Below are 21,960 nucleotides of genomic sequence, written 5' to 3'. Positions count from 1 at the left end.
ATACTCTAATGCCGCCAGATATAAACGTATATTTTGTTTGAGGGTGCCGCGGGATACGCCCAGTCCGTGATCCATTGGAGCGGTCGGCGTCTAGCGAGCGGTGCTTCGAGCGGCTACGCCCTGGTTTCATGGCTATCATCCCCCTCATCCCCACTGCCCTCTGTGCGCTGGCACACATAAGGCTGTTTTAAATGCCTTGGCGGTTCTGTACATCGCAGAGCAAGCGATCGAATTCTTTCTTGACTACGGCGTAGCACTCGCACACGCGCGACTCCAGGCCCGGCCGGTCGAGGACAGTGATGTGGCCGCGGCGGTAGCGAATACACCCCGCTTGCTGCAAATGCCCGGCGGCCTCGGTGATACCTTCACGGCGCACGCCGAGCATGCCGGCAATCAATTCCTGCGTCATGGTCAATTCATTCGCGGGCAAGCGATCGAGGGTCAGCAACAGCCAGCGGCACAGTTGCTGCTCCACCGAATGGTGCCGGTTGCACACCGCAGTCTGCGCCGTCTGCGTAAGCAGCGCCTGGGTGTAACGCAGCAACAAGCGCATCATCAGCCCGGCGCGATTGAATTCCTGCATCATTAATTGCGCCTTCAGCCGATAGCCGTAGCCCGCAGTCTGCACGACAGCCCGGCTGGGCGTGGTTTCGCCCCCCATGAAAAGCGAAATGCCGAGTATGCCCTCATTGCCCACACCCGCGATTTCGGCCGATGCACCACTCTCCATGATGTATTGCAGAGACACGATGGCGGTCGTGGGGAAATAGACATGTTGCAATTTGCCGCCGGATTCGTAGAGGACTTCTCCGAGCGGCATCGCGACCAGTTCCAGATGGGGAGCCAGGCGCTCGAATTCGGCCGTGGGCAGCGCAGCGACAAGATGATTTTGATTTGGGCTATTCGCGTCAGCCATATACAACCTCTACCCTCCAATCCCCCAGCACAAGATTGTACGACGCCAACATGGCCACTACAAACATAGTGTAAACGATCCACCTCCCCTATGCATGACACCGCACAGAGTACATTGGCCGTCAACCTGAGCGAGTTGCCGCTCGCCGGACTTGCAGGACAATCGCGCTATGTACGCCAGCGTACAGACCCGCCAGCGGATCTGGCGCAACCTTTTCACATGCCCACAGAGGAAGTGGGCAGCGTCTTGACAGTTCTCTCCTTGGGTGCGGTTCGCCGCACCATTTTTTACCTGCTCACGGCTCTCTTACACTCACTGTGACGAACCGTAGCCTTATGTACGTCACCGCACAGACTGCGTTTGGTTTTGCGACTAAGGTGCTATTTCCAATTAGGAGGTTCTATGAAAACAATCCAAGTAGTTGTCGCAACGTGTCTCGCCGCGACTGCGTAGCTGGCATCCGCCGGAGTTGACGTTGGAAAGATGCACAGAGCGGGGACACCGGCTGAAATAGAAAGCTCGATCGGCAATTCCGCCCATTGAGTGAGTTACACATGACAGGAGATGGAGATATGAATTGGGATATCGTTGAAGGCAACTGGAAGCAGTTCAAGGGCAAGGTGACTACACGGTGGGGCAAGCTCACCGACGATCACCTCGACGTGATCGCCGGGAAGCGCGTTCAGTTGGCGGGCAAGATTCAGGAAGTCTATGGCATCACCCAGGACGAAGCCGAGAAGCAGATCAAGAGCTTTGAAAGGCTCAATAAGGACTATAGCCCGACAAGCTCCACTTAGCGTCAGCTTTCGACTATGCATTATTCCCGTGTCACCACATAAATATCAGCGATGCCAAGTACCATTGTATGACCGAGGCGAATGCGCCGTACGTCAAGTAGTAAGCCGCACTCGACCGGGTGCGACTCCGTATAACCCGATGTTTAACACAGAGGTATTCCAATGAAAACGATGCAAAGATGTGCAGTCGGTACGGTTGCCGTGGCAGTACTGCTCGGCTTGGGCGGTTGTGAGGGAATGACGACGCGAGACAAGAACACCGCGATCGGGGCCGGGGCCGGGGCCGTCGGGGGCGCCGTGCTTACAGGCGGCAGCGCCATCGGAACGGTCGGCGGTGCGGCGGTCGGTGGCGTCATAGGCAGCCAGGTCGGAAAATAGCACAGCAATAATAAACAGGCGCGCGAGTCGGTCTGCATCCCATGCGGCCGCCTCGCCAGCCGTCTCTTGTATATAGATTCTTATCGTGAAGGAGAATCATATGGGATTTGATCCCCTGGGAAACGGTATACCGGGAACTCCCCTCAACTCAGGGCTGAGCCATTCTTTTCGATCCGGGTCAGACGAGATTTTTTAAGGAAACACTCTGCCCGAATGAATTCGACCCTACACATATTTAGCCTGGGTTTTCGTGGCGAGGCGATTGCAGGGCCGCCTTATGTGCGGCAACGAACATACTGCACAGTGGTTGTTGGACTAAACTGTTTTTAAGGTTTCGCCCACCTGACAAACTCTCGCCGCACGACGAGAGTATTTATTTTAGTCCCTATCGGGACGGTGGATAACCGGTAGCTGAACAGGCTCTTAATTCAGTCAACGGGCGTTCAATGGGCGCTGGGTTTTCTGCGATCAGTTTCTCTGGGGAGGTTCAAAATGAAGCGTAACAATTTTATTTTTTTGGCAGTAAGTATGGGATGGCTCGCGCTGCTTTACGGGCCCTCCTTGGTACATGCCGCGACCGCGCCAAACCTTGGAACGACTAGCACATACGGTGTCGTTTCCAGTACCTTCACCAACTCCAACACCGCGCCGCAAACGATTATCAATGGCACTGCTGGTTTACCCGCAGTTTGTTATACCACGGCGCCCGTAACACCTCCGCTGACAGTTACCGGCACAACGGTTGTACCTTGTCCTCCCGCGACAGGAGTGGATCTACTCGCCGCCTTGGCGGATGTGAATGGTCAAGCCTGTACATTTCTCGGCGCGGGTGCGATTGCCCTAGACTCGGTAATTATCGGGGCTAATCCGCCAGGAACTATCCCCCCGGGTGTTATTTCAGCGGTGGCGCAATGAATGTAACTCTAGGCACGACCGTGACCCTCAGCGGCGCCGGTGTTTACATCTTCAGGCCCGGTGGGGCGCTTAACACAGGAGACAATTCCCTCGTTACCCTGGCCGGCGGGGCCTGTGCTTCCGATGTATTTTGGGCGCCCGTCGGCGCCACGACGCTGGGAGCAAACGCTGCGCTATCGCTTACACCTACGTTCGTGGGAAATATCCTTGATAATGCTGGTATCACGATAGGACATTTTGCAAACTTGACTGGAAGAGCTCTGGCATTTAGCGGAACAGTCACGACAGATGCAAATACCATTACTGTCCCCACTTGCGCCGGATTCGTGGGCGGCACCGGAGCCATCCCTACGCTCTCCGAGTGGGCGATGGTCATGTTTGCCGCGCTCCTGGTTATCGTGGGCTTCGCCGCGATGCGCAGAAGGCAAGCAATATAATCGTCGCGGCTTCTTACCCGGCGGCAAAAAATGCTCGAGACACTAGTAGTCATCTTGATTGTCCTGTGGCTGGTGGGTTTGCTCTCCTCGTACACCCTGGGCGGATTCATTCACGCTCTCTTGGTCATCGCGGTCGTGGTGATTCTGATTCGTGTCATTCAAGGTCGAAAGCCTCTGTAGCAACCCCGGAAGGGATCTATGCGGCGCGGATTCAGAGGTATCACTTTCAGGAGAAGATGAGATGAATGCAATCAAAATCGTGGCAATCGTGTTGATCGTGGCGGGCGCCCTGGGGCTGGCGTATGGCAAGTTCAGCTACACCAAGGATACCCAACAGGCCAAGCTGGGCTCGCTCGAACTATCGATCAAGGACACGAAGACAATCAATGTCCCGGTCTGGGCCGGCGTAGGGGCCATCGTAGCGGGCGCGCTACTGCTGGTTGTGGGCAAGCAGTCCTAGGAATATCCGCCATGAAAAACAAATACCTTACAACGAATCAAGGCGTCCCCGTCACCGACAATCAGAACTCACTGACCGTGGGTGAGCGTGGACCGGTCTTGCTGCAAGACGTACATCTGATTGAGAAGCTCGCGCACTTCGACCGTGAGCGCATCCCGGAACGCGTGGTGCATGCCAGGGGCGCGGGCGCCCACGGTTACTTCCAGGTGTATAAAACAATGGCGAGCTACACGCGCGCAAATGTTTTTCAGGACCCGGCCAAGCAGACGCCGGTGTTTGTCCGTTTCTCCACGGTGGTGGGGGCGCGGGGGTCAGCAGAAACAGTGCGTGACCCCAGGGGTTTTGCTGTGAAATTCTATACCGAAGAAGGAAATTACGATCTGGTTGGTAACAACCTGCCCGTCTTCTTTATTCGGGATGCCGTCAAGTTTCCCGACATGGTACATGCCTTTAAGCCCGCTCCCGATACGAACATCCCCACCAGCTCGTCCGCGAACAGCCGCTTTTGGGACTTCATCTCGCTGACTCCCGAATCCACCCACATGATCGTCTGGCTCTTTTCCGACCGTGGCACGGTCAAGAGCTTCAGGAAGATGGAGGGGTTTGGCGTCAACACCTATAAGTGGGTAAATGCCGAGGGCAAGGCGATCTACGTCAAGTATCACTGGAAACCCGCCGCCGGGATTGAAACGATAGATCGCGGCGAGGCGACCCGGCTTGCCGGGGAAGACCCGGACGTCGCCACCCGCGACCTGCATGACACGATTGCCTCCGGCGCAACGGTGGAGTTTGAGCTGAAGGTCCAGACGATGGAGATCGCCGACGAATTGAAGCAGAACTTCGACCCTCTGGATGCCACAAAAACCTGGCCTGAAGATAAATTCCCGCTGATGCCGGTGGGTAAAATGGTGTTGAACCGCAATCCGGAAAATTATTTTTCCGATGTGGAACAGGCCGCTTTCTCTCCGGCCGCCATCGTCCCCGGCATCGAGCTTTCAGCCGACAAACTTCTGCAAGGCAGGGTCTTCTCGTATACCGATACCCAGCGCTATCGGGTGGGCACGAACAACCTGCAACTTCCCATCAATCGGCCTTTGGCGCCCGTCAATAATAACCAGCGCGATGGAGCCATGCAGTATGCACCGCAGGGTGGCAGAACGGTGAACTACGAGCCCAATACGCTGGCGGGCGGGATGCCTTGTGAGGCGCCGCTGACAGGCACGCCTGCCGTTGATCACGTTGCAGCCGGTATCGTGCGCCAGAAAATCACTTTGGCCAATGACTACACTCAGGCAGGCGAACGCTATCGCTTATTCAGCAAGAAGGAACAAAATCATTTGGTGGATAACATTACCGACTCTTTAGGCAAAGCGGACAAACCCATCCAGCAGCGCATGGTAGATCACCTTACCAAAGCCGACCCTGAGCTTGGCAAGCGTGTTGCCATGGGATTGAAACCATAAAAAGAGAACACTGCGTTCCCAGCGGCGCCGCTGCCCCAGCCGCAACACACTTAATGGATTAGCAGGCTGTTGAAAAACAGCCTGCGAAGCAAAGCGAAAATCGCATTTTTCGCCTTGCGGGTTGAAAAAGCCCATGGACGGGCTTTTTCAACAACCTGTTAGCGCAGTTTCACACTTTACAACCAGCCAGGAGAAGCAACTATGGACCTAAATAAATATCTCGTAGATGCAAGCACTGTAGGTAATTGGGGTGGCCAAGATCAACTTGCTGCAGACAACCTCAATCGTATTTATAAGGCACTCCATCTCCGCATCAGTCCGATACTCATCGTCGGGAAGGAGCGGCAATGGGACCCCGAGCTCTACGATGAAATTATGAGTCATGTACTGGGCGCCTGGATGGACAAAGGCAGGCTGCTTGCTCTCACCGACGAACAAATCGAAGAGTATGTGGAATCCCAGGCAGCGATCTACCATATTCCTCCGGTGCCACCACCCGTACCGGACAACGTTGAGGTTATGAAGGCGCCGGAAGCGGCGAACTGACTTCGCTGTTACAGACCGCGAATACCCATTTCCTGACGCACGGGACCTATCCGAAATTCTGTGTTCAAGGTGACTCCACCAACACGTAAGCAGCTTGAGTACCGACGCCGCAGAGTTTTCGTTCTCCGTATTGGCTCCCGCCCATGGCATCACCGGCAGGCCCACCTTATGTGCGCCACCGCACCGACTACGCCCGGTTGTGCGGCTAGACTGTCTCTAAGGTTTTTCGAAGGAGAAATGAAATGTCATTAGGAACGATACTGTTGGTAGTTTTGATTCTGATGTTGCTTGGTGCGATTCCAACCTGGCCGCACAGCAGGGCGTGGGGTTATGGCCCCAGTGGCGCTCTTGGATTGGTGCTGGTGATAGTTTTGATTCTGTTTCTGCTGGGCCGGATATAACCTGCTAATTCAATTTTTCTTTCCGGCGGCGGATACCCGTCGAAAAGCAAAGCGCGGGGGCGAAGTTCGGATTTTAGCATCGCGACAAGGGTGTGTCGTAGGAACCCTTTATGTTTTCAGCATTGAAGGGTATTTGGCTTAATTATATATTTGGAGGGTTTCACCATGAATCAACTTAAAAATGTTTCTACTTTCTTCTTCGCCCTTATATTGGCTATTATGCTCGGTTGCGCCTCGACGGCAAAACATGAAGGCACCGCAGAGTATATTGACGACTCTATCATTACTGCCAACGTGAAGGCGGCAATTCTCAATGAACCTTCCCTGAAAGTGGCCGAGATCAACGTTGAAACCTTCAAAGGCGTGGTTCAGTTAAGCGGCTTCGTCCATGACAAGGCCGACATTAACAAAGCGGTCGAAGTTGCGCGCAAGGTCAAGGGTGTGAAATCCGTCAAGAATGACTTGCTGCGCAAGTAACAACACTAAATAGGCTGGCCGCGCGCCCTGCTGGACATCCTGTCCAGCAGGGCGCGCGATTATTTGACCACTGGCAAGTGATCGCTGGTGCTGAGTCAGCCGCGAAATGGTTGACTAGCCCAGGCAGCGCTTTCATACAGTAGCTTCATGAAGGGGAAACGTCATGGGTAAATATCTGATTGCGTGGCTGCTCGGTGTTCCGGTGTTTGTGTTAGTGATTGTTTATTTCTTTATGCACTAAACAAACGCTCAATGAGCTTTGGCCGTATAACCACATGGCGAGTGTGTGAAGGCTTGACTCCAGCATCGGAGGGTTTACGCTCCACTAATCCACGCCACCCTGCCTAGGACAAGGTGCCATGAACACCACTGCTATTTCATCTGCTGCACCCATGAACTCTGAACCCCAGGACGGCGCAGAAAACCATGCTGGAGAATCCCTGGCCAGTCAGGAGACGGTCGCGCCGGACGCTACACAGCAGCCCACTGTCCGCATGCCGGTTGACGTGCACAGCCTTTCGCTCGCGCTGCTCACGGTGGTTGCAGTCATCTTCGCGCTGTATTGGGCCCGTGCGTTTTTCATCCCGCTGATGTTTGGCGTGATGATCAGCTATGCGCTTTTCCCCCTCGTCAACTTGATGCAAAAATGGCGAATCCCGCGGGCAATAGGGGCCGCAGTGTTGTTGATGGGTATCGTGGGCGGGATAAGCTCTCTGGCTTACTCACTCAGCGACGATGCCGCCGCGACGATAGAAACTTTGCCCGAAGCGGCGCAGAAGTTCCGCCAGACGCTGCGCAGGGAACGGGGGACGTCCGAAAGCGCGATCGAGAAAGTGCAAAAAGCCACCACCGAGATGGAGAAGGCGGTGAGCGATACACCAACCCCGTCTCCCACCCCCCCGCAGGGGGTGACCCGTGTGCAAATCGAAAAACCCAAGTTTAATATTCAGGACTATCTTTGGGCCGGAACGATGGGTGCGGTCGGGTTTGCCGGTCAGGTCGTCATAGTATTGTTTCTCGCGTATTTTCTGATGGTTTCAGGCGACAGCTTCCGGCGCAAACTGGTCAGGATCAGCGGCCCCACCTTTAGCAAGAAAAAAATCACCCTCCAAGTGTTGGATGAAATCACCGGCCAGATTCAACGTTATCTGCTGGTGCAGGTATTCACCAGTCTTCTTGTGGGGGTGGCGACCTGGCTCGCGTTTATGTGGATCGGCTTGGAGCATGCGGCAATTTGGGGAATCGCCGCCGCGATATTAAATACTATCCCCTACCTCGGTGCGGTTATCGTTACCGGTGGCACGGCACTGGTCGCCTTTCTCCAATTCGGAACAGTAGGCATGGCGATCATGGTCTCCGGGATCTCACTGGTCATCCACAGTCTCGCAGGTTTATTGCTGACGCCGTGGCTTACCAGCCGGGCAAGCCGGATGAACGCGGTGGTGATTTTCGCAGGCGTGCTGTTTTGGGGCTGGTTGTGGGGCGTGTGGGGTTTATTGCTAGGCATACCCGTTCTCATGGCCATCAAGGCCGTATGCGACCATGTGGAAGATTTAAAACGTGTGGGCGAGCTGCTGGGAGAATAACAGGATGTCTACGCAACCTGGATGGAGTGCGAACGAGCTTTCAGGATGGATTGAGAAAAAAACAACCTTTCTTGATATGGATCAATTATTTTTCCGAACCATTTCTGTGAAAATGTAAGCGAGTTATAGCGGCTGCTATGCTACAGTGAATTCTCTCGAAATAGTGACCTGTGTGGCCGCCAAAGAGATTGCTTCGGGAGTGGACTGGCTCGAGCACTGTCCGGGAATTAGATTGAGAGTTGATGATGGTGTTACGTGAATGGCGGCACAACCGGTGTTTTTATTAAACCTGCAAAGAAGACATAAGGAGTAGGATATGGCCATTAAATCAACACAAGTTGTAAGGGATAGACTGATCAATGATTTCAAAACGGTTATGCACGACGCCGAAGAACTGATAAAGGTGACCGCCAACCAGACCGGAGACAAAATCGGCGCAGTGCGCGCACGGGCCGAGGAAAGCCTGCAAGAGGCGCGACGCAAGCTTGAGGAAGTGGAGAGCGACTTGATTGACCGGGCCAAGGCAGCGGCCGAGGTGACCGATGAACTCGTCCATGAAAACCCCTGGCAGGCGGTCGCCATTGCCGCAGGGGTGGGCTTTCTGCTCGGCATGCTGACCTCTCGCCACTAACCTCATGGCATACGACGACACAGATCCGGAACCGGCGCTAAGTCGGGCGACCGGTCTGCTGGCCACGTTGCAGCGGTTACTGGCAACTTTTACGGAGATCCTGCATACCCGGATAGAACTCCTTTCCACTGAGATGGAAGAGGAAGGGCAAAGGGTCCGCCAACTATTCATATACGGACTGGTGTCGTTATTTTTTCTCGGACTGGGCCTGCTGCTCGCTACCGTATTCATCGTGGTGGCCTTCTGGGAAACTCACCGGTTGTATGTGCTGGCCGGCTTCAGCGTCTTTTACCTGGGTATCGGCGCCATCGCCGCACTGGTGGTGCGTCACAAGCTCAGGACCCGGCCACGACTGTTTTCCGCCACCCTGTCCGAACTGGGAAAAGACCGTGAACGGTTGACATCCCGGTCATGAATGCGCGTATGGAATTTCTGCGACGGCGGCGCGAGTTCCTGGTGTCGCAGGCGGCGGCCCAGAGGAGTGAGGTGTCCTATGTCGCGTCCCACCTGCAAAAACGTTTGCGGTTGCTGGATATTGGATTTGCCGTGGTACAGGCGGTGCGTATCCATCCTCTGCTGGCGGTGACCAGCGCTACGTTGCTGTTGCGCACCCCCCGGAACAGGATGCTGCTCTGGGCCAGCCGTCTGTTCACTGCCTGGGAGTTGTTCGAAGCGGTCCGTAAGCAATGGCCGCGGCGCCAGGCCTAGCTCAAAATACAATCTCTGCCCAAAAAATTATCGCGACCTTTAACTGCGTCATAGCTCAATAAGGTCGAGTCCCGGCATGGCTGTTTAACCGCCAAGACGCCAACCGCGCTAACTCGCCTTGGCGGTTGATTTACTCAGGAGTCACAAAGCAAGGCAACAATGCTTATGACGTGACTCCTGAGTAAATACCCTGTTTTACCTACCCCCACCCTGTCCCGCCCCCTACATAGGGGGCGGGGACGTGACGTGAAGTGTAGCCTTACTTATTGACTTATGAGTAAATCGAAATAAGGGGACTCTGAATTGAAAGCGAGCAGCACAGCTATCTTCGGAAATTTACTCCTGTTGAAGACGCGCCTTCGCGGAAGCGGCATATCGCGCAAGCACCCTAATGAAGAGCCACCGCTGCGATCGGAGTTGTTCAGCGCCGATCAGATGAAGCAGCATGGCAAGCATCTCGCGGCCTCGCACACGTTGACATCGGGACGCACTCTGGGCCGGCTATTGATACGGCTGGCTGAAAATGAACGCGTCCTGATTGAAGTCTGCAATCTGCTGACGGCGTCGGTCAAGGCGAACCAGCGGATTACGCCGGCGGGAGAATGGCTGCTCGATAACTTTTATCTGATTGAAGAACAGATTAGCACGGCTAGGCGGCACTTGCCCAAAGGGTACAGCCGCGAGTTGCCCTGCCTGCTGAATGGCCCTTCGGCCGGACTGCCGCGCGTACATGACATCGCGCTGGAAACGATCTCGCACGGCGATGGGCGGTTGGATCGGGAAAGTCTCAGCAGTTTCGTGACGGCTTACCAGACGATCACCGCCCTCAAATTAGGCGAATTGTGGGCCATCCCCATCATGCTGCGGCTGGCGCTGATCGAGAATCTCCGCCGTGTCGCCTCCCGCATCGCCGCCGACAGGATGGACCGGGACGTCGCCGGTCATTGGGCGGACCAGATGACCGAGGTCGCCGAGAAGGATCCAAAAAATCTGATTCTGGTCATCGCGGATATGGCAAGGTCGAGCCCACCGATGACGACCTCGTTTGTTTCGGAATTTGCGCGACGCCTGCAAGGCCAGAGCCCCGCGTTGGCTTTGCCGTTGACGTGGATTGAGCAACATCTCTCGGAATCGAATCTGACGATCGAGCAGTTGGTTCAGTCCGGAACCCAACAACAGGCCGCTGATCAGGTCTCCATCAGCAACAGCATTGGCAGCCTCCGATTTCTGGGGGCGATGGACTGGCGTGAGTTCGTCGAGGCGACCAGCGTCGTCGAGCGGATGCTGTGCGAGGACCCCGGCGGATATTACGGCGAGATGGATTTCGCCACCCGTGATCGCTACCGTCATGTCGTGGAAAAGATCGCCAAGGGCAGCGGCCTGACCGAAGGCGAGGTGGCGCACAGTGCGATCCACCTTGCGCAGGAAGGCGCAGCCCGGAAAGGCAACGACGATCGCACGGCGCACGTCGGCTTTTATCTGATTGATCGGGGATTGCAGCAACTCGAACGAACGGCGAAGGTGCGCGTGTCCATCACCGAGGCGTTGCGTAAAACAGGACGCCGGTTCCCCTTGTTCCTATACGTGGGCGCAATCACGCTGATCACGGTGTTGTTTGCCGGAATCTTACTGGCAAAGGCTCAGGCCAATGGGTTATCTGATTGGCTGCTTGCGCTGATCGGGTTCCTCTCAGTCCTGTCCGCAAGCCAACTGGCGATAGCGCTGGTGAATTGGCTGGCGACGTTGCTGACATCGCCGTATCTGCTGCCGCGCATGGACTTCTCCAAAGTAATTCCCCCGCATTTCCGTACTTTGGTCGTAGTCCCGACATTACTCACCAGCACTCAGGGCATCGAGGATCTGGTTGAGGCGTTGGAAGTCCGGTTTCTGGCAAATCGGGATGAGAACTTGCACTTCGGTCTATTGACCGATTTTCAGGACGCCCATCAGGAAACGCTGCCGGAGGACGAGCCGCTACTGCGGCTGGTTGAAACACGGATCGGGGAGCTGAATGAAAAGTACAGCGGCGCGAAAAGTGACACGTTCTTTCTTTTTCACCGCCCGCGCCGCTGGAATCGGCAAGAGGGAGTCTGGATGGGCTACGAGCGTAAACGAGGCAAGCTCGCAGATCTGAATTCGCTGTTGCGCGACGGCGTGAAAGAGGGCTTCTCTCTAATTATCGGCGAGACAACCATCTTATCAAACATAAAGTACGTGATCACTTTGGACATGGATACGCAATTGCCGCGTGATTCCGCCCGGCAATTCGTCGGCGCCATGGCGCACCCCCTGAACCGTCCGCAATACTACGAAGACAAGCAACGTGTTTGCGAGGGCTACGGCATCCTGCAACCGCGCGTGAGCTCGAGCCTGCCTGGCACGAACCGGTCGTACTATGCCAGGCTGTATGGGGGAGAGTCGGGCATAGACCCATACACACGCGCCGTCTCCGACGTTTATCAAGACCTGTTCGGTGAAGGCTCGTTCATAGGCAAGGGAATCTACGACGTCGCTGCGTTCGAGCAATCGCTCAGAGGCCGCTTTGCCGAGAACCGGATACTCAGCCACGACCTTCTGGAGGGGTGCTATGCGCGCGCCGGGTTGTTGAGCGATGTGCAGTTATACGAGGACTATCCCTCTCTCTACAGTGCGGACGTGAGCCGCCGGCACCGCTGGATTCGCGGAGATTGGCAGCTTGTTCGCTGGCTGTTTCCAAGCGTTCCCGGTCCTGGAGGGCTTCGTCTGAAAAATCCGCTCTCGGCATTGTCCCGCTGGAAGATCCTCGACAACCTGCGGCGCAGTCTCACGCCGGCGGCGCTGACATTCCTGTTACTGCTGGGCTGGACGGTCTTGTCGCCGTTCTGGTTTTGGACCTTTGCGGTGATCGGAGTCGTCCTGCTTCCGGCCTTGCTCGTCTCCATTATGGAGCTGTTCGATAAGCCGGACGATATGCTGTTGCGCCAGCATCTCGCCACCGCCGTCCACTCCGCCGGACGGCGCTTCGCCCAAGCGGCCTTTGAGCTGGTGTGTCTGCCCTACGAGGCGTTCTTCAGTCTGGATGCGATCATGCGGACTGCGTGGCGGCTGCTGGTCACACACCAACGGCTGCTCGAATGGAATCCATACAGTGACCGGGAGCGTCTGAGTCATACCGGTCTCGTTGCTTCTTTCCGGACAATGTGGATCGCCCCCGTTATCGCCTCCGCTACAACGATGGTTCTGGCGCAGTCGAACCCGGCCGCGTTGACCGCGGCCGGGCCGATACTGTTCCTCTGGTTTGCCTCCCCCGCCATCGCCTGGTGGATCAGCCGGCCGCTCGCTCGCCGTGCGGCGAAACTGACGGCCGCGCAGATCCTCTTTCTCCGGAAAATTTCCCGCAAGACCTGGGCGTTCTTCGAGATCTTCATCGGCCCGGAAGATCATTGGCTGCCGCCGGATAACTATCAGGAGTATCGCGGAGCCACGATTGCGCATCGCACCTCTCCGACCAACATGGGGCTTGCGCTGCTTGCAAATCTGTCCGCGTACGACTTCGGCTACATTCCGGCCGGAGTACTCGTGGAGCGCACGGCGAATGCGCTACGCACGATGCAGGCCTTGGAGCGGCACCGCGGCCATTTTTACAACTGGTATGACACGCAGTCTCTGCAACCGCTGTCCCCTCGCTACGTTTCAACGGTGGACAGCGGCAACCTTGCGGGACATTTGCTGACATTGCGGCCGGGGCTGCTGGCGCTTCCCGATGACACGATTCTGGGAGCGCGATTGTTTGACGGGCTCCACGACACATTGGACGTTCTAATGGATGCAGCGGAAGGTGTCACGTCGGCCCCGCTCGCTCAATTCCGGAAGGATCTCGAATCCGTATGCGCTGCCCGGCCGGCCACACTCGCCGCAGCGCAGCGATGTCTGGCCCGGCTGGCAACAAGCGCCGCCCACATCGCCGGCAGCCTCGATGCCGCCCCTGAGAGCGAAGCGATTGGGTGGGCGCAGGCACTGGCCCAACAATGCCGGAGCGCTCTCGACGAGTTGACGTTTCTCGCCCCCTGGGTCGCGCTGCCCGCCGGGCCGAGCGGGATCAGCGATCTTCCCGGCCTCCGCGAGACACCCACGCTGCGCGAACTGGCGAAACTCGAGCTTGAGTTGCTGCCGTTAATCGAGCGCCGGCTCGACTCGGAGGCGACACCGGCGGAACGCGAGTGGCTTACCGAGATTAGCCGGCTGATTGCGGAAGCCGGTCGCCGCGCCCAGGAGCGGATCGCGACAATCGGGCGCCTTGCATTGCAAGCAAGCGAGATCGCAGACATGGAATACGACTTCCTGTACGACAAGGGGCGTCGTCTGCTGGCTATCGGATACAACGTGAATGATCTGCGGCTGGACTCCAGCTGCTACGATCTGCTGGCTTCGGAAGTGAGATTATGCTGTTTCGTGGCGATTGCACAGGGACGCCTGCCGCAGGAGAGTTGGTTTGCCCTGGGGCGCCTGCTCACGAGCATCGGTGGCGAACCGGTTCTACTGTCGTGGAGCGGCTCGATGTTCGAGTATCTGATGCCGCTCCTGGTGATGCCGACTTTTGATAACACGCTGCTCGACCGGACCTATAAGGCGGCGGTGGAGAAACACATCGAGTATGGGAGGCAGCGTGGCGTACCGTGGGGCATGTCGGAATCCGGCTACGACCTGGTGGACGTTCACCTCAATTACCAGTATCGTGCCTTTGGCGTACCCGGTCTGGGACTCAAACGCGGGCTCGCCGAGGACTTGGTCATCGCACCGTACGCCTCGGCGCTCGCGTTGATGGTGGCGCCCGAGGCGGCCTGCCTGAATTTGCAACGGCTCGCCGCCGAACGGCTGACAGGACGATTCGGCTTTTATGAAGCCCTCGACTATACCGCGTCACGGCAACGGCGCGGGCGATCGAGCACAGTGGTTCGGTCCTTCATGGCGCATCACCAGGGCATGAGTCTGTTGTCTCTGGCCTATCTGCTGCTGGACCGTCCGATGCAGAAGCGATTCGAGTCGGATCCCCTGTTCCAGGCGACCCTGTTGTTGCTCCATGAGCGCATTCCAAAAGCCACGGCGTTCTATTCGCACATCACCGAGCTTTCCGATATTCGTGCGACCTCCGGCGCTCCGGAGACGCCGGTACGCACACTCAACAGCCCCAACACGCCGGTACCGGAGGTGCAGTTGTTGTCCAACGGCAGATACCACGTGATGGTCACCAACGCAGGCGGCGGCTACAGCCGCTGGAAAGACCTCGCCGTCACACGCTGGCGTGAAGACAGTACGTGCGACAATTGGGGCACGTTCTGTTACCTCCGCGACGTGGCGAGCGGTTCATTCTGGTCAACCGCCTATCAACCCACCCTGAAGCAGCCCAGGCATTACGCTGTGATTTTTTCGGAGGGACGCGCGGAGTTTCGCCGCCGGGATTTCGTCGGCGATGGCGATTTCGATACCCATACCGAGATCGTTGTTTCGCCGGAAGATGATATCGAACTGCGCCGGGTGCGCATCACCAACCGTTCCCAGACACGCAGGACGATGGACATCACGAGTTACGCGGAGGTGGTGCTCGCAGTGCCCGCCGCGGACGCCCTGCATCCGGCGTTCGGCAATCTGTTTGTTCAGACCGAGATCATCCGCCCGCGGCGGGCCATCCTCTGCACTCGCCGCCCCCGTTCCCTCGGCGAACACACGCCATGCATGTTTCACCTCATGGCCATGCACGGAGCGGACCCCGGAGAGATTTCCTATGAAACGCAGCGCATGCAATTCATCGGTCGCGGACGCACCGTCGCCGATCCCCAGGCATTGACGGATTTCGCGGCGCTCTCGGGTAATGAGGGCTCGGTACTGGATCCGATTGCCGCAATCCGTTATCGAATAACACTCGATCCGGAACAATCGGTGATCATTGATATGGTTACCGGCATTGGCGAAACCCGCGACATCGTCTTAGGCCTGGTCGAAAAATACCAGGATCGGCGGCTCGCGGACCGCGTCTTCGATCTGGCATGGACCCATGCCCAGGTGGTGCTGCGGCAGATCAACGCCACCGAGGCCGACGCGCAACTTTATGGACACCTGGCCAATTCCGTCATCTACGCCAATGCTTCACTGCGCGCCGACGTGAGTGTCCTCCTCAAGAACCGGCGCGGACAATCCGGTCTATGGGGCTACGCCATTTCCGGCGATCTGCCGATCGTGCTGCTGCAGATTGGTGACCCGGACAATATTGATCTGGTACGCCAACTGGTGCAGGCCCACGCATACTGGCGCCTGAAGGGACTGGTGGTGGACCTGGTGATCTGGAACGAAGATCGCGCCGGTTACCGGCAACTACTCCAGGAACACATCATGGGGCTGATTGCCGCGGGCGTCGAGGCCAATATTGTGGATCGGCCGGGCGGAATCTTCGTACGCCCTGCGGAACAGATACCCAACGAAGACCGCTTTCTGCTGCAATCGGTCGCGCGCATCATCATCTCCGACAGCCGGGGAACCCTGGCGGAACAAATCAGCCGCAGTGGCCTGAGAGAAGTGCGCATTCCGCGCTTCAAACCGACCCGGCGTCATCGCCCCGAGGCCCCGGAGGGTGCAGCAAGGCCGCATCGCGATCTGATTCTCTTCAACGGACTCGGGGGATTTACTCCCGACGGACGCGAATACGTGATTACGACCGCACCCGGACAGGTGACGCCCGCGCCGTGGGTGAACGTGCTGGCGAATCCGCAGTTTGGAAGCGTCATCTCGGAGAACGGCCTCGCCTATACCTGGAGCGAGAACGCCCACGAGTTCCGCCTCACCCCCTGGCACAACGACCCCGTGTGCGATTCGAGCGGAGAAGCCTTTTACCTCCGCGACGAAGAGAGCGGCCACTTCTGGTCTCCCACGCCGCTTCCCAGTCGCGGAGCGGGTTCCTACGTCAGCCGGCACGGATTCGGCTACAGCGTCTTCGAGCACGCCGAGGATGGCATCCGCTCGGAGCTGTGGGTATACGTGGCCCTGGACGCAGCGATAAAATTCTCGGTGCTCAAGGTGTATAACGAGTCAGGCCGGCCGCGCCGGCTTTCCGCCACGGGCTATGCGGAATGGGTGCTGGGAGATCTGCGGCCGAAATCGGCCATGCACGTGACCACCGAGGTGGACGCCCACAGCGGGGCGCTCTACGCGCGCAACCCCTACAACACGGAGTTCACCGATCGGGTAGCGTTCTTCGATGTGGACGATACGACGCGGACCTTAAGCGGCGACCGCACTGAATTCCTCGGCCGCAACGGCACGCTCAAGAATCCGGCCGCAATGGGCCGGTCGCGCCTCTCCGGCAAGATCGGGGCGGGCCTGGATCCCTGCGCCGCTATTCAAGTGGCCTTCGAGCTGGCCGCCGGACAAGGGCGCGAGATCACATTCAGGCTCGGCATGGGGCATGACGTCGGCGACGCCGGCAACCTGGTGCGTCGCTTGCGCGGACCCACTGCCGCGCGCGAGGCGCTGGAAAAGGTATGGCAGTACTGGAACCACACTCTCGGCGCCGTGCAGGTGGCAACACCCGATGAATCCCTGAACGTGCTGACCAACGGCTGGCTCTTGTATCAAACGATCGCGTGCCGTCTTTGGGCGCGCAGCGGATACTACCAATCGGGCGGCGCATTCGGTTTCCGCGACCAGTTGCAAGACGTGATGGCGCTTATCCACGCCGAGCCGCAGCGCGTGCGCGAACACCTGCTCCTCTGCGCGGGCCGTCAGTTCCTGGAAGGCGATGTCCAGCATTGGTGGCATCCCCCCATGGGCCGGGGCGTGCGTACGCATTGTTCGGATGATTACCTCTGGCTGCCGCTGGCGACGTGCCGCTACGTTCTGAACACCGGGGACACCGGGGTGCTGGATGAATCCATCCACTTCCTCGAAGGCCGCCCCGTCAACGCAGAGGACGACTCGTATTACGATCTACCCGGCCGGTCTATCGAGACGGCCAGCTTGTACCAACACTGTGTGCGAGCCATCCTGAGAGGACTCAGATTTGGTGAGCACGGCCTGCCGCTCATCGGCTCCGGCGACTGGAACGACGGCATGAATAGGGTGGGCAAACACGGCAAAGGCGAAAGCGTCTGGTTGGGCTTTTTCCTTTGTGAAGTGCTCACACAGTTCACTGGCCTTGCGCGCCTGCATGGTGACCCATCCTTTGCCGAACGTTGCGAAGGGGAGCGGATTCGGCTCACCCGGAATATCGAGCAAAATGGCTGGGATGGCGAGTGGTACCGCCGCGCCTACTTCGACGACGGCACCCCGCTCGGCTCGGCGAGCAATCCAGAATGCCAAATTGATTCGATTGCGCAGAGCTGGTCGGTGCTATCCGGCGCGGGCGATGCCAAACGCTCACGGATGGCAATGAAAGCGGTAGATGAGCGCCTGGTGCGCCGCGACCACGCACTCATCCAACTCTTGGACCCGCCCTTCGACAAGTCGAATTTGGATCCCGGTTATATAAGAGGGTACGTCCCCGGTGTGAGAGAGAATGGCGGGCAATATACCCATGGGGCAATCTGGGCGGCGATGGCGTTTGCCGCATTGGGCGACAGCCGGCGCGCGTGGGAACTGTTGACCATGATCAACCCGGTGAACCATGCAAAGTCTCCGGAGGGTGTGGCGACCTACAAAGTGGAACCGTACGTCGTCGCGGCCGACGTCTATGCGCTCTCGCCGCACACCGGCCGCGGTGGATGGAGCTGGTACACGGGCTCGGCCGGCTGGATGTACCGGCTGATCGTGGAATCACTCCTGGGGTTGAGACTGGAAGTGGACAAACTGCATTTCGCTCCGTGCCTCCCTGTGCACTGGAAAGCGTTCAAGATACACTATCGGTACCGGGAGACGGTCTATCATATTGCCGTGACGCAAACTGAAGCCACCGATGCTTCGCAGCGCGACACCATGCGCGTAACAGTGGATGGCGTCGAACGTCCCGACAAAATCATTCCACTGATAGACGACCGCCAGGATCACGCGGTCGAAGTGAAAGTAATGGCACTATCCTCAGTTCACTCATAACCAAGGAGATAAACATAAACATGAACATGACTCTAAGTCTCGCCCCGCTGGTTTCGCTGATCGCCGGCATTCTCATTCTGGTTGTACCTCGTCTACTGAACTACATCGTCGCAATATATTTGATTATTATCGGCTTGATCGGGCTGTTCGGGGGGAGTGGTTTTCATATCCGGTAATAGCGGGCGCCAATCTGCCGGCAAGGTCGCCACGTGGCAGAACATAGACTGTAAGGGGCCTGCCTTATGCCTCCAAACCAGCCGCGCCCGGTGCCACAACGATATCCCCATGAATCAGAAGATTTTTGATCTTGGCAGGCGATCAATCACCGAGTGCGGAATAATACAGGTGAACATTGGCGTCGATATCAAGGGCAGCCCGACCACTAATCAAGTCAATCTATGTTCGGTAACGCACAGAACAACCTTGGCTTTCAGTGTAAATATGATCATGCGAGCCTTGGATTTTAAGGTTTGCTGATCAGTTGATTTTTTAAGAACAGGATGAAAACTCGCAAGACGTGGACCAACAAATGGGCTGTGATGCGAAAAGTATACGTAAATAGCGGAGCGGTGCCTGCGTGGCGCCACTTGGACCTCAGTAAAACACCCTTTCTATCAATCTCAACGTGGAGACTCAAAAATGAATAAATCACTTCTCATAGCTGTACTAACCACCCTGCCATTATCCATGCCGCTTGCCTGGGCAGATGAGGCTCATCGCTCCGACATGGAAAAGACCCCGTCCAAGGCCATGACAGACCAGGACAAACAGATACAGATGGGCAAAATGCAGGAGCACATGCTCCGGATGCACGAGCAGATGCACAAGATCATGGATGCGAAAAATCCGCAGGAGCGCGAGCGGCTTATGCAAGAGCACTCAAAGATGATGCAGGACGGCATGCACATGAAGCAGGGCATGATGGGCGGCCATGGAATGATGGGCGGCGATGCCAAGGACGGCAAGATGGATGGCGGTATGAAAGGCATGTAAAGGACCCGCACGGCACAGCGTGACGCGCTGTGCCGCTGCCCGCCAGCGGTTTACAAGGGTTGAGGGGCGCAGCACAACGCAAAGTTTTTTTGGAGGCCGCCATGGATGTAACGATCATCGCGACGAAGGCTTGTACGCATCGTAAAAACCTGGAAAAAGAACTCAAATTCTTGCGGATTCCGTACCGCGTATGTTTCGTGGAAGACTGCGACCTTGTTCAAAAATTCGGCATCCGGCATTCGCCGAATCTGATGGTGGACGATGAGGTCGTGTTCCTGAAACAGCCGACAGAAGTGGAGCTGCGCGCCTATTTCGACATCAAACATAAACCCGGCGCGAAATGCCAGATTTATCACTCATAGAATTTTAGTAGAGCCCCATGAAGTCAACACTCCGTCACATCGCTATGCATTGGGCGACATGATCATCGTCGGCGAAGGTACAACAACTTAAGGGCATATTACCATGTAGTTTTTATTCAACCCTTTGGAAAGAGGCATCACCATGCAAACTGAACTTTTAAAAGTAACGGGAATGACCTGCGGCGGCTGCACCAGCAATGTAACGCACGCGCTGAAGGCGATTACCGGAGTCGGTGACGTAAAAGTGTCGCTCGCTGCCGGCGAAGCCACGGTGCAATACGACGAGCGGCTGACCTCGCCTGAGCAACTACAATCGGCCGTGAGAGACGCGGGCTATGGTGTGAATACCACCAATACTACTCCGGAACCTCAAGGCAAGGGTGGCTGCTGCGGCTAACTTGCGCCGAGACTTCTTTACCCACTGTTACAGGAACACGCCATGACAAGTTGTCTCTTCACTCGCACACACATGGGCAACGACATCGTCAGATGAGCAAGAAAGCCCACGAAACTGAATCGAGCGGGCACGCGCCCTCGATTTCGAAAAAGAGCTATAAGAACAGCCTGCGCAAGCTCCAGATCGAACTGGTCAAGCTGCAACGGCACTTCATCAAATGCGATGACAAGATACTGATCATCCTGGAGGGCCGGGATGCGTCCGGCAAGGATGGCACGATCAAGCGCATTGTCCAGCATCTGAGCCCACGCGAAACCCGCGTTGTCGCCCTCGGCAAACCCTCTGACCGGGACCGTACCTCTTGGTACTTCCAGCGTTATGTTCCTTATTTGCCAGCGGCCCAGGAACTCGTGCTGTTTAACCGCAGTTGGTATAACCGTGCCGGGGTGGAGCGGGTAATGGGTTTCTGCACCGAGGCCGAGTACCAAGAGTTCATGGGCTCTGTGTCAGAGTTCGAGCATATGTTAGTGCGCTCGGGAATCAAGCTCCTCAAGTACTACCTTGACATCAGCAAAACAGAGCAAGAGAAACGCTTGGATGAGCGAAAGAGTGACCCACTCACACAATGGAAAGTCAGTACGCTTGACGACCTGGCGCTCAAGAAATGGAAGCAGTATAGCCTGGCTCGCGACGAGATGCTGGCACACACCCACAACGCCATCGCACCGTGGACCCTCGTGCGCGCCGACAACAAACATCTGGCGCGGCTCAACATCATCAAGGATATGCTCGGCCGGCTTCACTACACCGGCAAAGATGAGCGACTGATCCGTCCTGACCCACAAATCGTATTTGCATACGATGTCTCAACCATCGAAAACGGCCAGCTTGCAAAGTGATCGGAGACGTAACAAGATATTTTGAATATGAAGACCATTAAGGAGGCGCGATGAAAACGAGCGTTATTGAAGTGCACGGCTTGCTGTCGGTATTGGGCGGGGACGAAGTGGAGAAGCGGATTGGCAAGGTACCGGGTGTCGAAAGCGCTACAGTGAATTTCGCTGCGGGAAACGCTACAGTGCGCTACGACGAAACCCGACTCGAAGTCGCCGATATCAAGGCGGCCTTCCGTCAACGCGGACACAGTCTGCAGGTGACCGACCCAAGCATGGAAGCGAACACAAGCCAGTACGCAAGCGTGAGGTAGTGCCAACGCCGGACGCGCAGTCTCCACCTCCCTCACCCACTGCGTCGAAAGCATTTCCAGCCGTGCCTGCCGCCTCCGCAGGCAGCGAGCAACGGGACAAGACGATTCTCCTTGTTGGCGACCGCCAGGAACACACTGTCGAGGTGAGCATACACCTCCACGCGGTCATAGAATAACCGCACCCAAAATCGCCGAAGGTGTCTGGCAGAACAACAATGCGGTAATGTCG

23 protein-coding genes are annotated in these 21,960 nt (G+C 56.9%); 21 read left to right on the top strand and 2 right to left on the bottom strand.

Translation table 11 applies throughout. The annotated features are described in order from the left end of the window. Positions 1-187 precede the first annotated feature (187 nt). Complete coding sequence (locus HY028_11535; protein ID MBI3345464.1) at positions 188-916, bottom strand: Crp/Fnr family transcriptional regulator; 729 nt, start codon at positions 914-916, stop codon at positions 188-190. A gap of 572 nt (positions 917-1,488) precedes the next feature. On the opposite strand from HY028_11535, the gene HY028_11530 reads away from it, so the two are divergent. The 21 genes from HY028_11530 (at position 1,489) to HY028_11430 (ending at position 21,731) form a co-directional block, all read left to right on the top strand. Next, a complete protein-coding gene (locus HY028_11530) occupies positions 1,489-1,713 on the top strand; it encodes a CsbD family protein (GenBank protein ID MBI3345463.1) in 225 nt (74 codons plus the stop codon). 162 nt (positions 1,714-1,875) lie between these two features. Next, positions 1,876-2,091 (top strand): glycine zipper 2TM domain-containing protein, encoded by a 216-nt coding sequence (locus tag HY028_11525; protein ID MBI3345462.1) that lies wholly within the window; start codon positions 1,876-1,878, stop codon positions 2,089-2,091. Between the two features lie 492 nt (positions 2,092-2,583). Further along, the gene (locus HY028_11520) at positions 2,584-3,006 is read left to right on the top strand and encodes a hypothetical protein (GenBank protein ID MBI3345461.1); all 423 of its coding nucleotides are present in this window, start codon (positions 2,584-2,586) and stop codon (positions 3,004-3,006) included. Beyond that, positions 3,003-3,443 carry an IPTL-CTERM sorting domain-containing protein gene (locus HY028_11515; GenBank protein ID MBI3345460.1) on the top strand — a complete coding sequence of 147 codons (441 nt, stop codon included), beginning with the start codon at positions 3,003-3,005 and terminating at the stop codon, positions 3,441-3,443. The genes HY028_11520 and HY028_11515 overlap by 4 nt, the downstream gene beginning before the upstream one ends. Before the next feature lie 30 nt (positions 3,444-3,473). Beyond that, positions 3,474-3,623, top strand: coding sequence for a lmo0937 family membrane protein (locus HY028_11510; GenBank protein ID MBI3345459.1), 150 nt, complete (start codon positions 3,474-3,476; stop codon positions 3,621-3,623). Positions 3,624-3,684: 61 nt separating this feature from the next. Further along, positions 3,685-3,903: a hypothetical protein gene (locus tag HY028_11505; protein ID MBI3345458.1), complete on the top strand. Its 219-nt coding sequence runs from the start codon at positions 3,685-3,687 to the stop codon at positions 3,901-3,903. Between the two features lie 11 nt (positions 3,904-3,914). After that, positions 3,915-5,366 (top strand): catalase, encoded by a 1,452-nt coding sequence (locus tag HY028_11500; GenBank protein MBI3345457.1) that lies wholly within the window; start codon positions 3,915-3,917, stop codon positions 5,364-5,366. Between the two features lie 201 nt (positions 5,367-5,567). Then, on the top strand, positions 5,568-5,912 hold the full coding sequence (locus HY028_11495; GenBank protein MBI3345456.1) for a hypothetical protein: 345 nt from the start codon (positions 5,568-5,570) through the stop codon (positions 5,910-5,912). Positions 5,913-6,154: 242 nt separating this feature from the next. Further along, complete coding sequence (locus tag HY028_11490; protein MBI3345455.1) at positions 6,155-6,313, top strand: DUF3309 domain-containing protein; 159 nt, start codon at positions 6,155-6,157, stop codon at positions 6,311-6,313. Positions 6,314-6,478: 165 nt separating this feature from the next. Beyond that, positions 6,479-6,790 (top strand): BON domain-containing protein, encoded by a 312-nt coding sequence (locus HY028_11485; protein ID MBI3345454.1) that lies wholly within the window; start codon positions 6,479-6,481, stop codon positions 6,788-6,790. 392 nt (positions 6,791-7,182) lie between these two features. Continuing rightward, positions 7,183-8,376: an AI-2E family transporter gene (locus tag HY028_11480; protein MBI3345453.1), complete on the top strand. Its 1,194-nt coding sequence runs from the start codon at positions 7,183-7,185 to the stop codon at positions 8,374-8,376. A gap of 316 nt (positions 8,377-8,692) precedes the next feature. Next, positions 8,693-9,007 (top strand): DUF883 domain-containing protein, encoded by a 315-nt coding sequence (locus HY028_11475; GenBank protein ID MBI3345452.1) that lies wholly within the window; start codon positions 8,693-8,695, stop codon positions 9,005-9,007. A gap of 4 nt (positions 9,008-9,011) precedes the next feature. Continuing rightward, on the top strand, positions 9,012-9,422 hold the full coding sequence (locus tag HY028_11470) for a phage holin family protein (GenBank protein ID MBI3345451.1): 411 nt from the start codon (positions 9,012-9,014) through the stop codon (positions 9,420-9,422). 8 nt (positions 9,423-9,430) lie between these two features. Continuing rightward, positions 9,431-9,715 carry a hypothetical protein gene (locus HY028_11465; protein MBI3345450.1) on the top strand — a complete coding sequence of 95 codons (285 nt, stop codon included), beginning with the start codon at positions 9,431-9,433 and terminating at the stop codon, positions 9,713-9,715. A 435-nt stretch (positions 9,716-10,150) separates the two neighbouring features. Further along, the gene (locus HY028_11460; GenBank protein MBI3345449.1) at positions 10,151-18,772 is read left to right on the top strand and encodes a cyclic beta 1-2 glucan synthetase; all 8,622 of its coding nucleotides are present in this window, start codon (positions 10,151-10,153) and stop codon (positions 18,770-18,772) included. A gap of 20 nt (positions 18,773-18,792) precedes the next feature. Continuing rightward, complete coding sequence (locus HY028_11455) at positions 18,793-18,948, top strand: DUF3096 domain-containing protein (GenBank protein MBI3345448.1); 156 nt, start codon at positions 18,793-18,795, stop codon at positions 18,946-18,948. 463 nt (positions 18,949-19,411) lie between these two features. Continuing rightward, the gene (locus HY028_11450) at positions 19,412-19,765 is read left to right on the top strand and encodes a hypothetical protein (GenBank protein ID MBI3345447.1); all 354 of its coding nucleotides are present in this window, start codon (positions 19,412-19,414) and stop codon (positions 19,763-19,765) included. Between the two features lie 101 nt (positions 19,766-19,866). Beyond that, positions 19,867-20,127: a thioredoxin family protein gene (locus HY028_11445; protein MBI3345446.1), complete on the top strand. Its 261-nt coding sequence runs from the start codon at positions 19,867-19,869 to the stop codon at positions 20,125-20,127. Between the two features lie 142 nt (positions 20,128-20,269). Further along, a complete protein-coding gene (locus HY028_11440) occupies positions 20,270-20,524 on the top strand; it encodes a heavy-metal-associated domain-containing protein (GenBank protein MBI3345445.1) in 255 nt (84 codons plus the stop codon). 92 nt (positions 20,525-20,616) lie between these two features. After that, positions 20,617-21,423 (top strand): polyphosphate kinase 2, encoded by an 807-nt coding sequence (ppk2, locus tag HY028_11435; GenBank protein MBI3345444.1) that lies wholly within the window; start codon positions 20,617-20,619, stop codon positions 21,421-21,423. 50 nt (positions 21,424-21,473) lie between these two features. Next, complete coding sequence (locus HY028_11430; protein MBI3345443.1) at positions 21,474-21,731, top strand: cation transporter; 258 nt, start codon at positions 21,474-21,476, stop codon at positions 21,729-21,731. Between the two features lie 32 nt (positions 21,732-21,763). On the opposite strand, the gene HY028_11425 is transcribed toward HY028_11430, so the two are convergent. Beyond that, positions 21,764-21,913 carry a hypothetical protein gene (locus tag HY028_11425; protein ID MBI3345442.1) on the bottom strand — a complete coding sequence of 50 codons (150 nt, stop codon included), beginning with the start codon at positions 21,911-21,913 and terminating at the stop codon, positions 21,764-21,766. Positions 21,914-21,960 lie beyond the last annotated feature (47 nt).

The organism is Gammaproteobacteria bacterium (assembly GCA_016195665.1).
Taxonomy (GTDB): Bacteria; Pseudomonadota; Gammaproteobacteria; order SURF-13; family SURF-13; genus JACPZD01.
The sequence above is the reverse complement of the archived record's forward strand: the minus strand, read 5'-3'. Positions and strand labels throughout refer to the sequence as shown.

Bases quoted from the DNA above. Each gene is read 5' to 3' on its own strand.
- HY028_11535 (MBI3345464.1), bottom strand. From the start codon at position 916: ATGGCTGACGCGAATAGCCCAAATCAAAATCATCTTGTCGCTGCGCTG.
- HY028_11530 (MBI3345463.1), top strand. From the start codon at position 1,489: ATGAATTGGGATATCGTTGAAGGCAACTGGAAGCAGTTCAAGGGCAAG.
- HY028_11525 (MBI3345462.1), top strand. From the start codon at position 1,876: ATGAAAACGATGCAAAGATGTGCAGTCGGTACGGTTGCCGTGGCAGTA.
- HY028_11520 (MBI3345461.1), top strand. From the start codon at position 2,584: ATGAAGCGTAACAATTTTATTTTTTTGGCAGTAAGTATGGGATGGCTC.
- HY028_11515 (MBI3345460.1), top strand. From the start codon at position 3,003: ATGAATGTAACTCTAGGCACGACCGTGACCCTCAGCGGCGCCGGTGTT.
- HY028_11510 (MBI3345459.1), top strand. From the start codon at position 3,474: ATGCTCGAGACACTAGTAGTCATCTTGATTGTCCTGTGGCTGGTGGGT.
- HY028_11505 (MBI3345458.1), top strand. From the start codon at position 3,685: ATGAATGCAATCAAAATCGTGGCAATCGTGTTGATCGTGGCGGGCGCC.
- HY028_11500 (MBI3345457.1), top strand. From the start codon at position 3,915: ATGAAAAACAAATACCTTACAACGAATCAAGGCGTCCCCGTCACCGAC.
- HY028_11495 (MBI3345456.1), top strand. From the start codon at position 5,568: ATGGACCTAAATAAATATCTCGTAGATGCAAGCACTGTAGGTAATTGG.
- HY028_11490 (MBI3345455.1), top strand. From the start codon at position 6,155: ATGTCATTAGGAACGATACTGTTGGTAGTTTTGATTCTGATGTTGCTT.
- HY028_11485 (MBI3345454.1), top strand. From the start codon at position 6,479: ATGAATCAACTTAAAAATGTTTCTACTTTCTTCTTCGCCCTTATATTG.
- HY028_11480 (MBI3345453.1), top strand. From the start codon at position 7,183: ATGAACTCTGAACCCCAGGACGGCGCAGAAAACCATGCTGGAGAATCC.
- HY028_11475 (MBI3345452.1), top strand. From the start codon at position 8,693: ATGGCCATTAAATCAACACAAGTTGTAAGGGATAGACTGATCAATGAT.
- HY028_11470 (MBI3345451.1), top strand. From the start codon at position 9,012: ATGGCATACGACGACACAGATCCGGAACCGGCGCTAAGTCGGGCGACC.
- HY028_11465 (MBI3345450.1), top strand. From the start codon at position 9,431: ATGGAATTTCTGCGACGGCGGCGCGAGTTCCTGGTGTCGCAGGCGGCG.
- HY028_11460 (MBI3345449.1), top strand. From the start codon at position 10,151: ATGAAGCAGCATGGCAAGCATCTCGCGGCCTCGCACACGTTGACATCG.
- HY028_11455 (MBI3345448.1), top strand. From the start codon at position 18,793: ATGAACATGACTCTAAGTCTCGCCCCGCTGGTTTCGCTGATCGCCGGC.
- HY028_11450 (MBI3345447.1), top strand. From the start codon at position 19,412: ATGAATAAATCACTTCTCATAGCTGTACTAACCACCCTGCCATTATCC.
- HY028_11445 (MBI3345446.1), top strand. From the start codon at position 19,867: ATGGATGTAACGATCATCGCGACGAAGGCTTGTACGCATCGTAAAAAC.
- HY028_11440 (MBI3345445.1), top strand. From the start codon at position 20,270: ATGCAAACTGAACTTTTAAAAGTAACGGGAATGACCTGCGGCGGCTGC.
- ppk2 (MBI3345444.1), top strand. From the start codon at position 20,617: ATGAGCAAGAAAGCCCACGAAACTGAATCGAGCGGGCACGCGCCCTCG.
- HY028_11430 (MBI3345443.1), top strand. From the start codon at position 21,474: ATGAAAACGAGCGTTATTGAAGTGCACGGCTTGCTGTCGGTATTGGGC.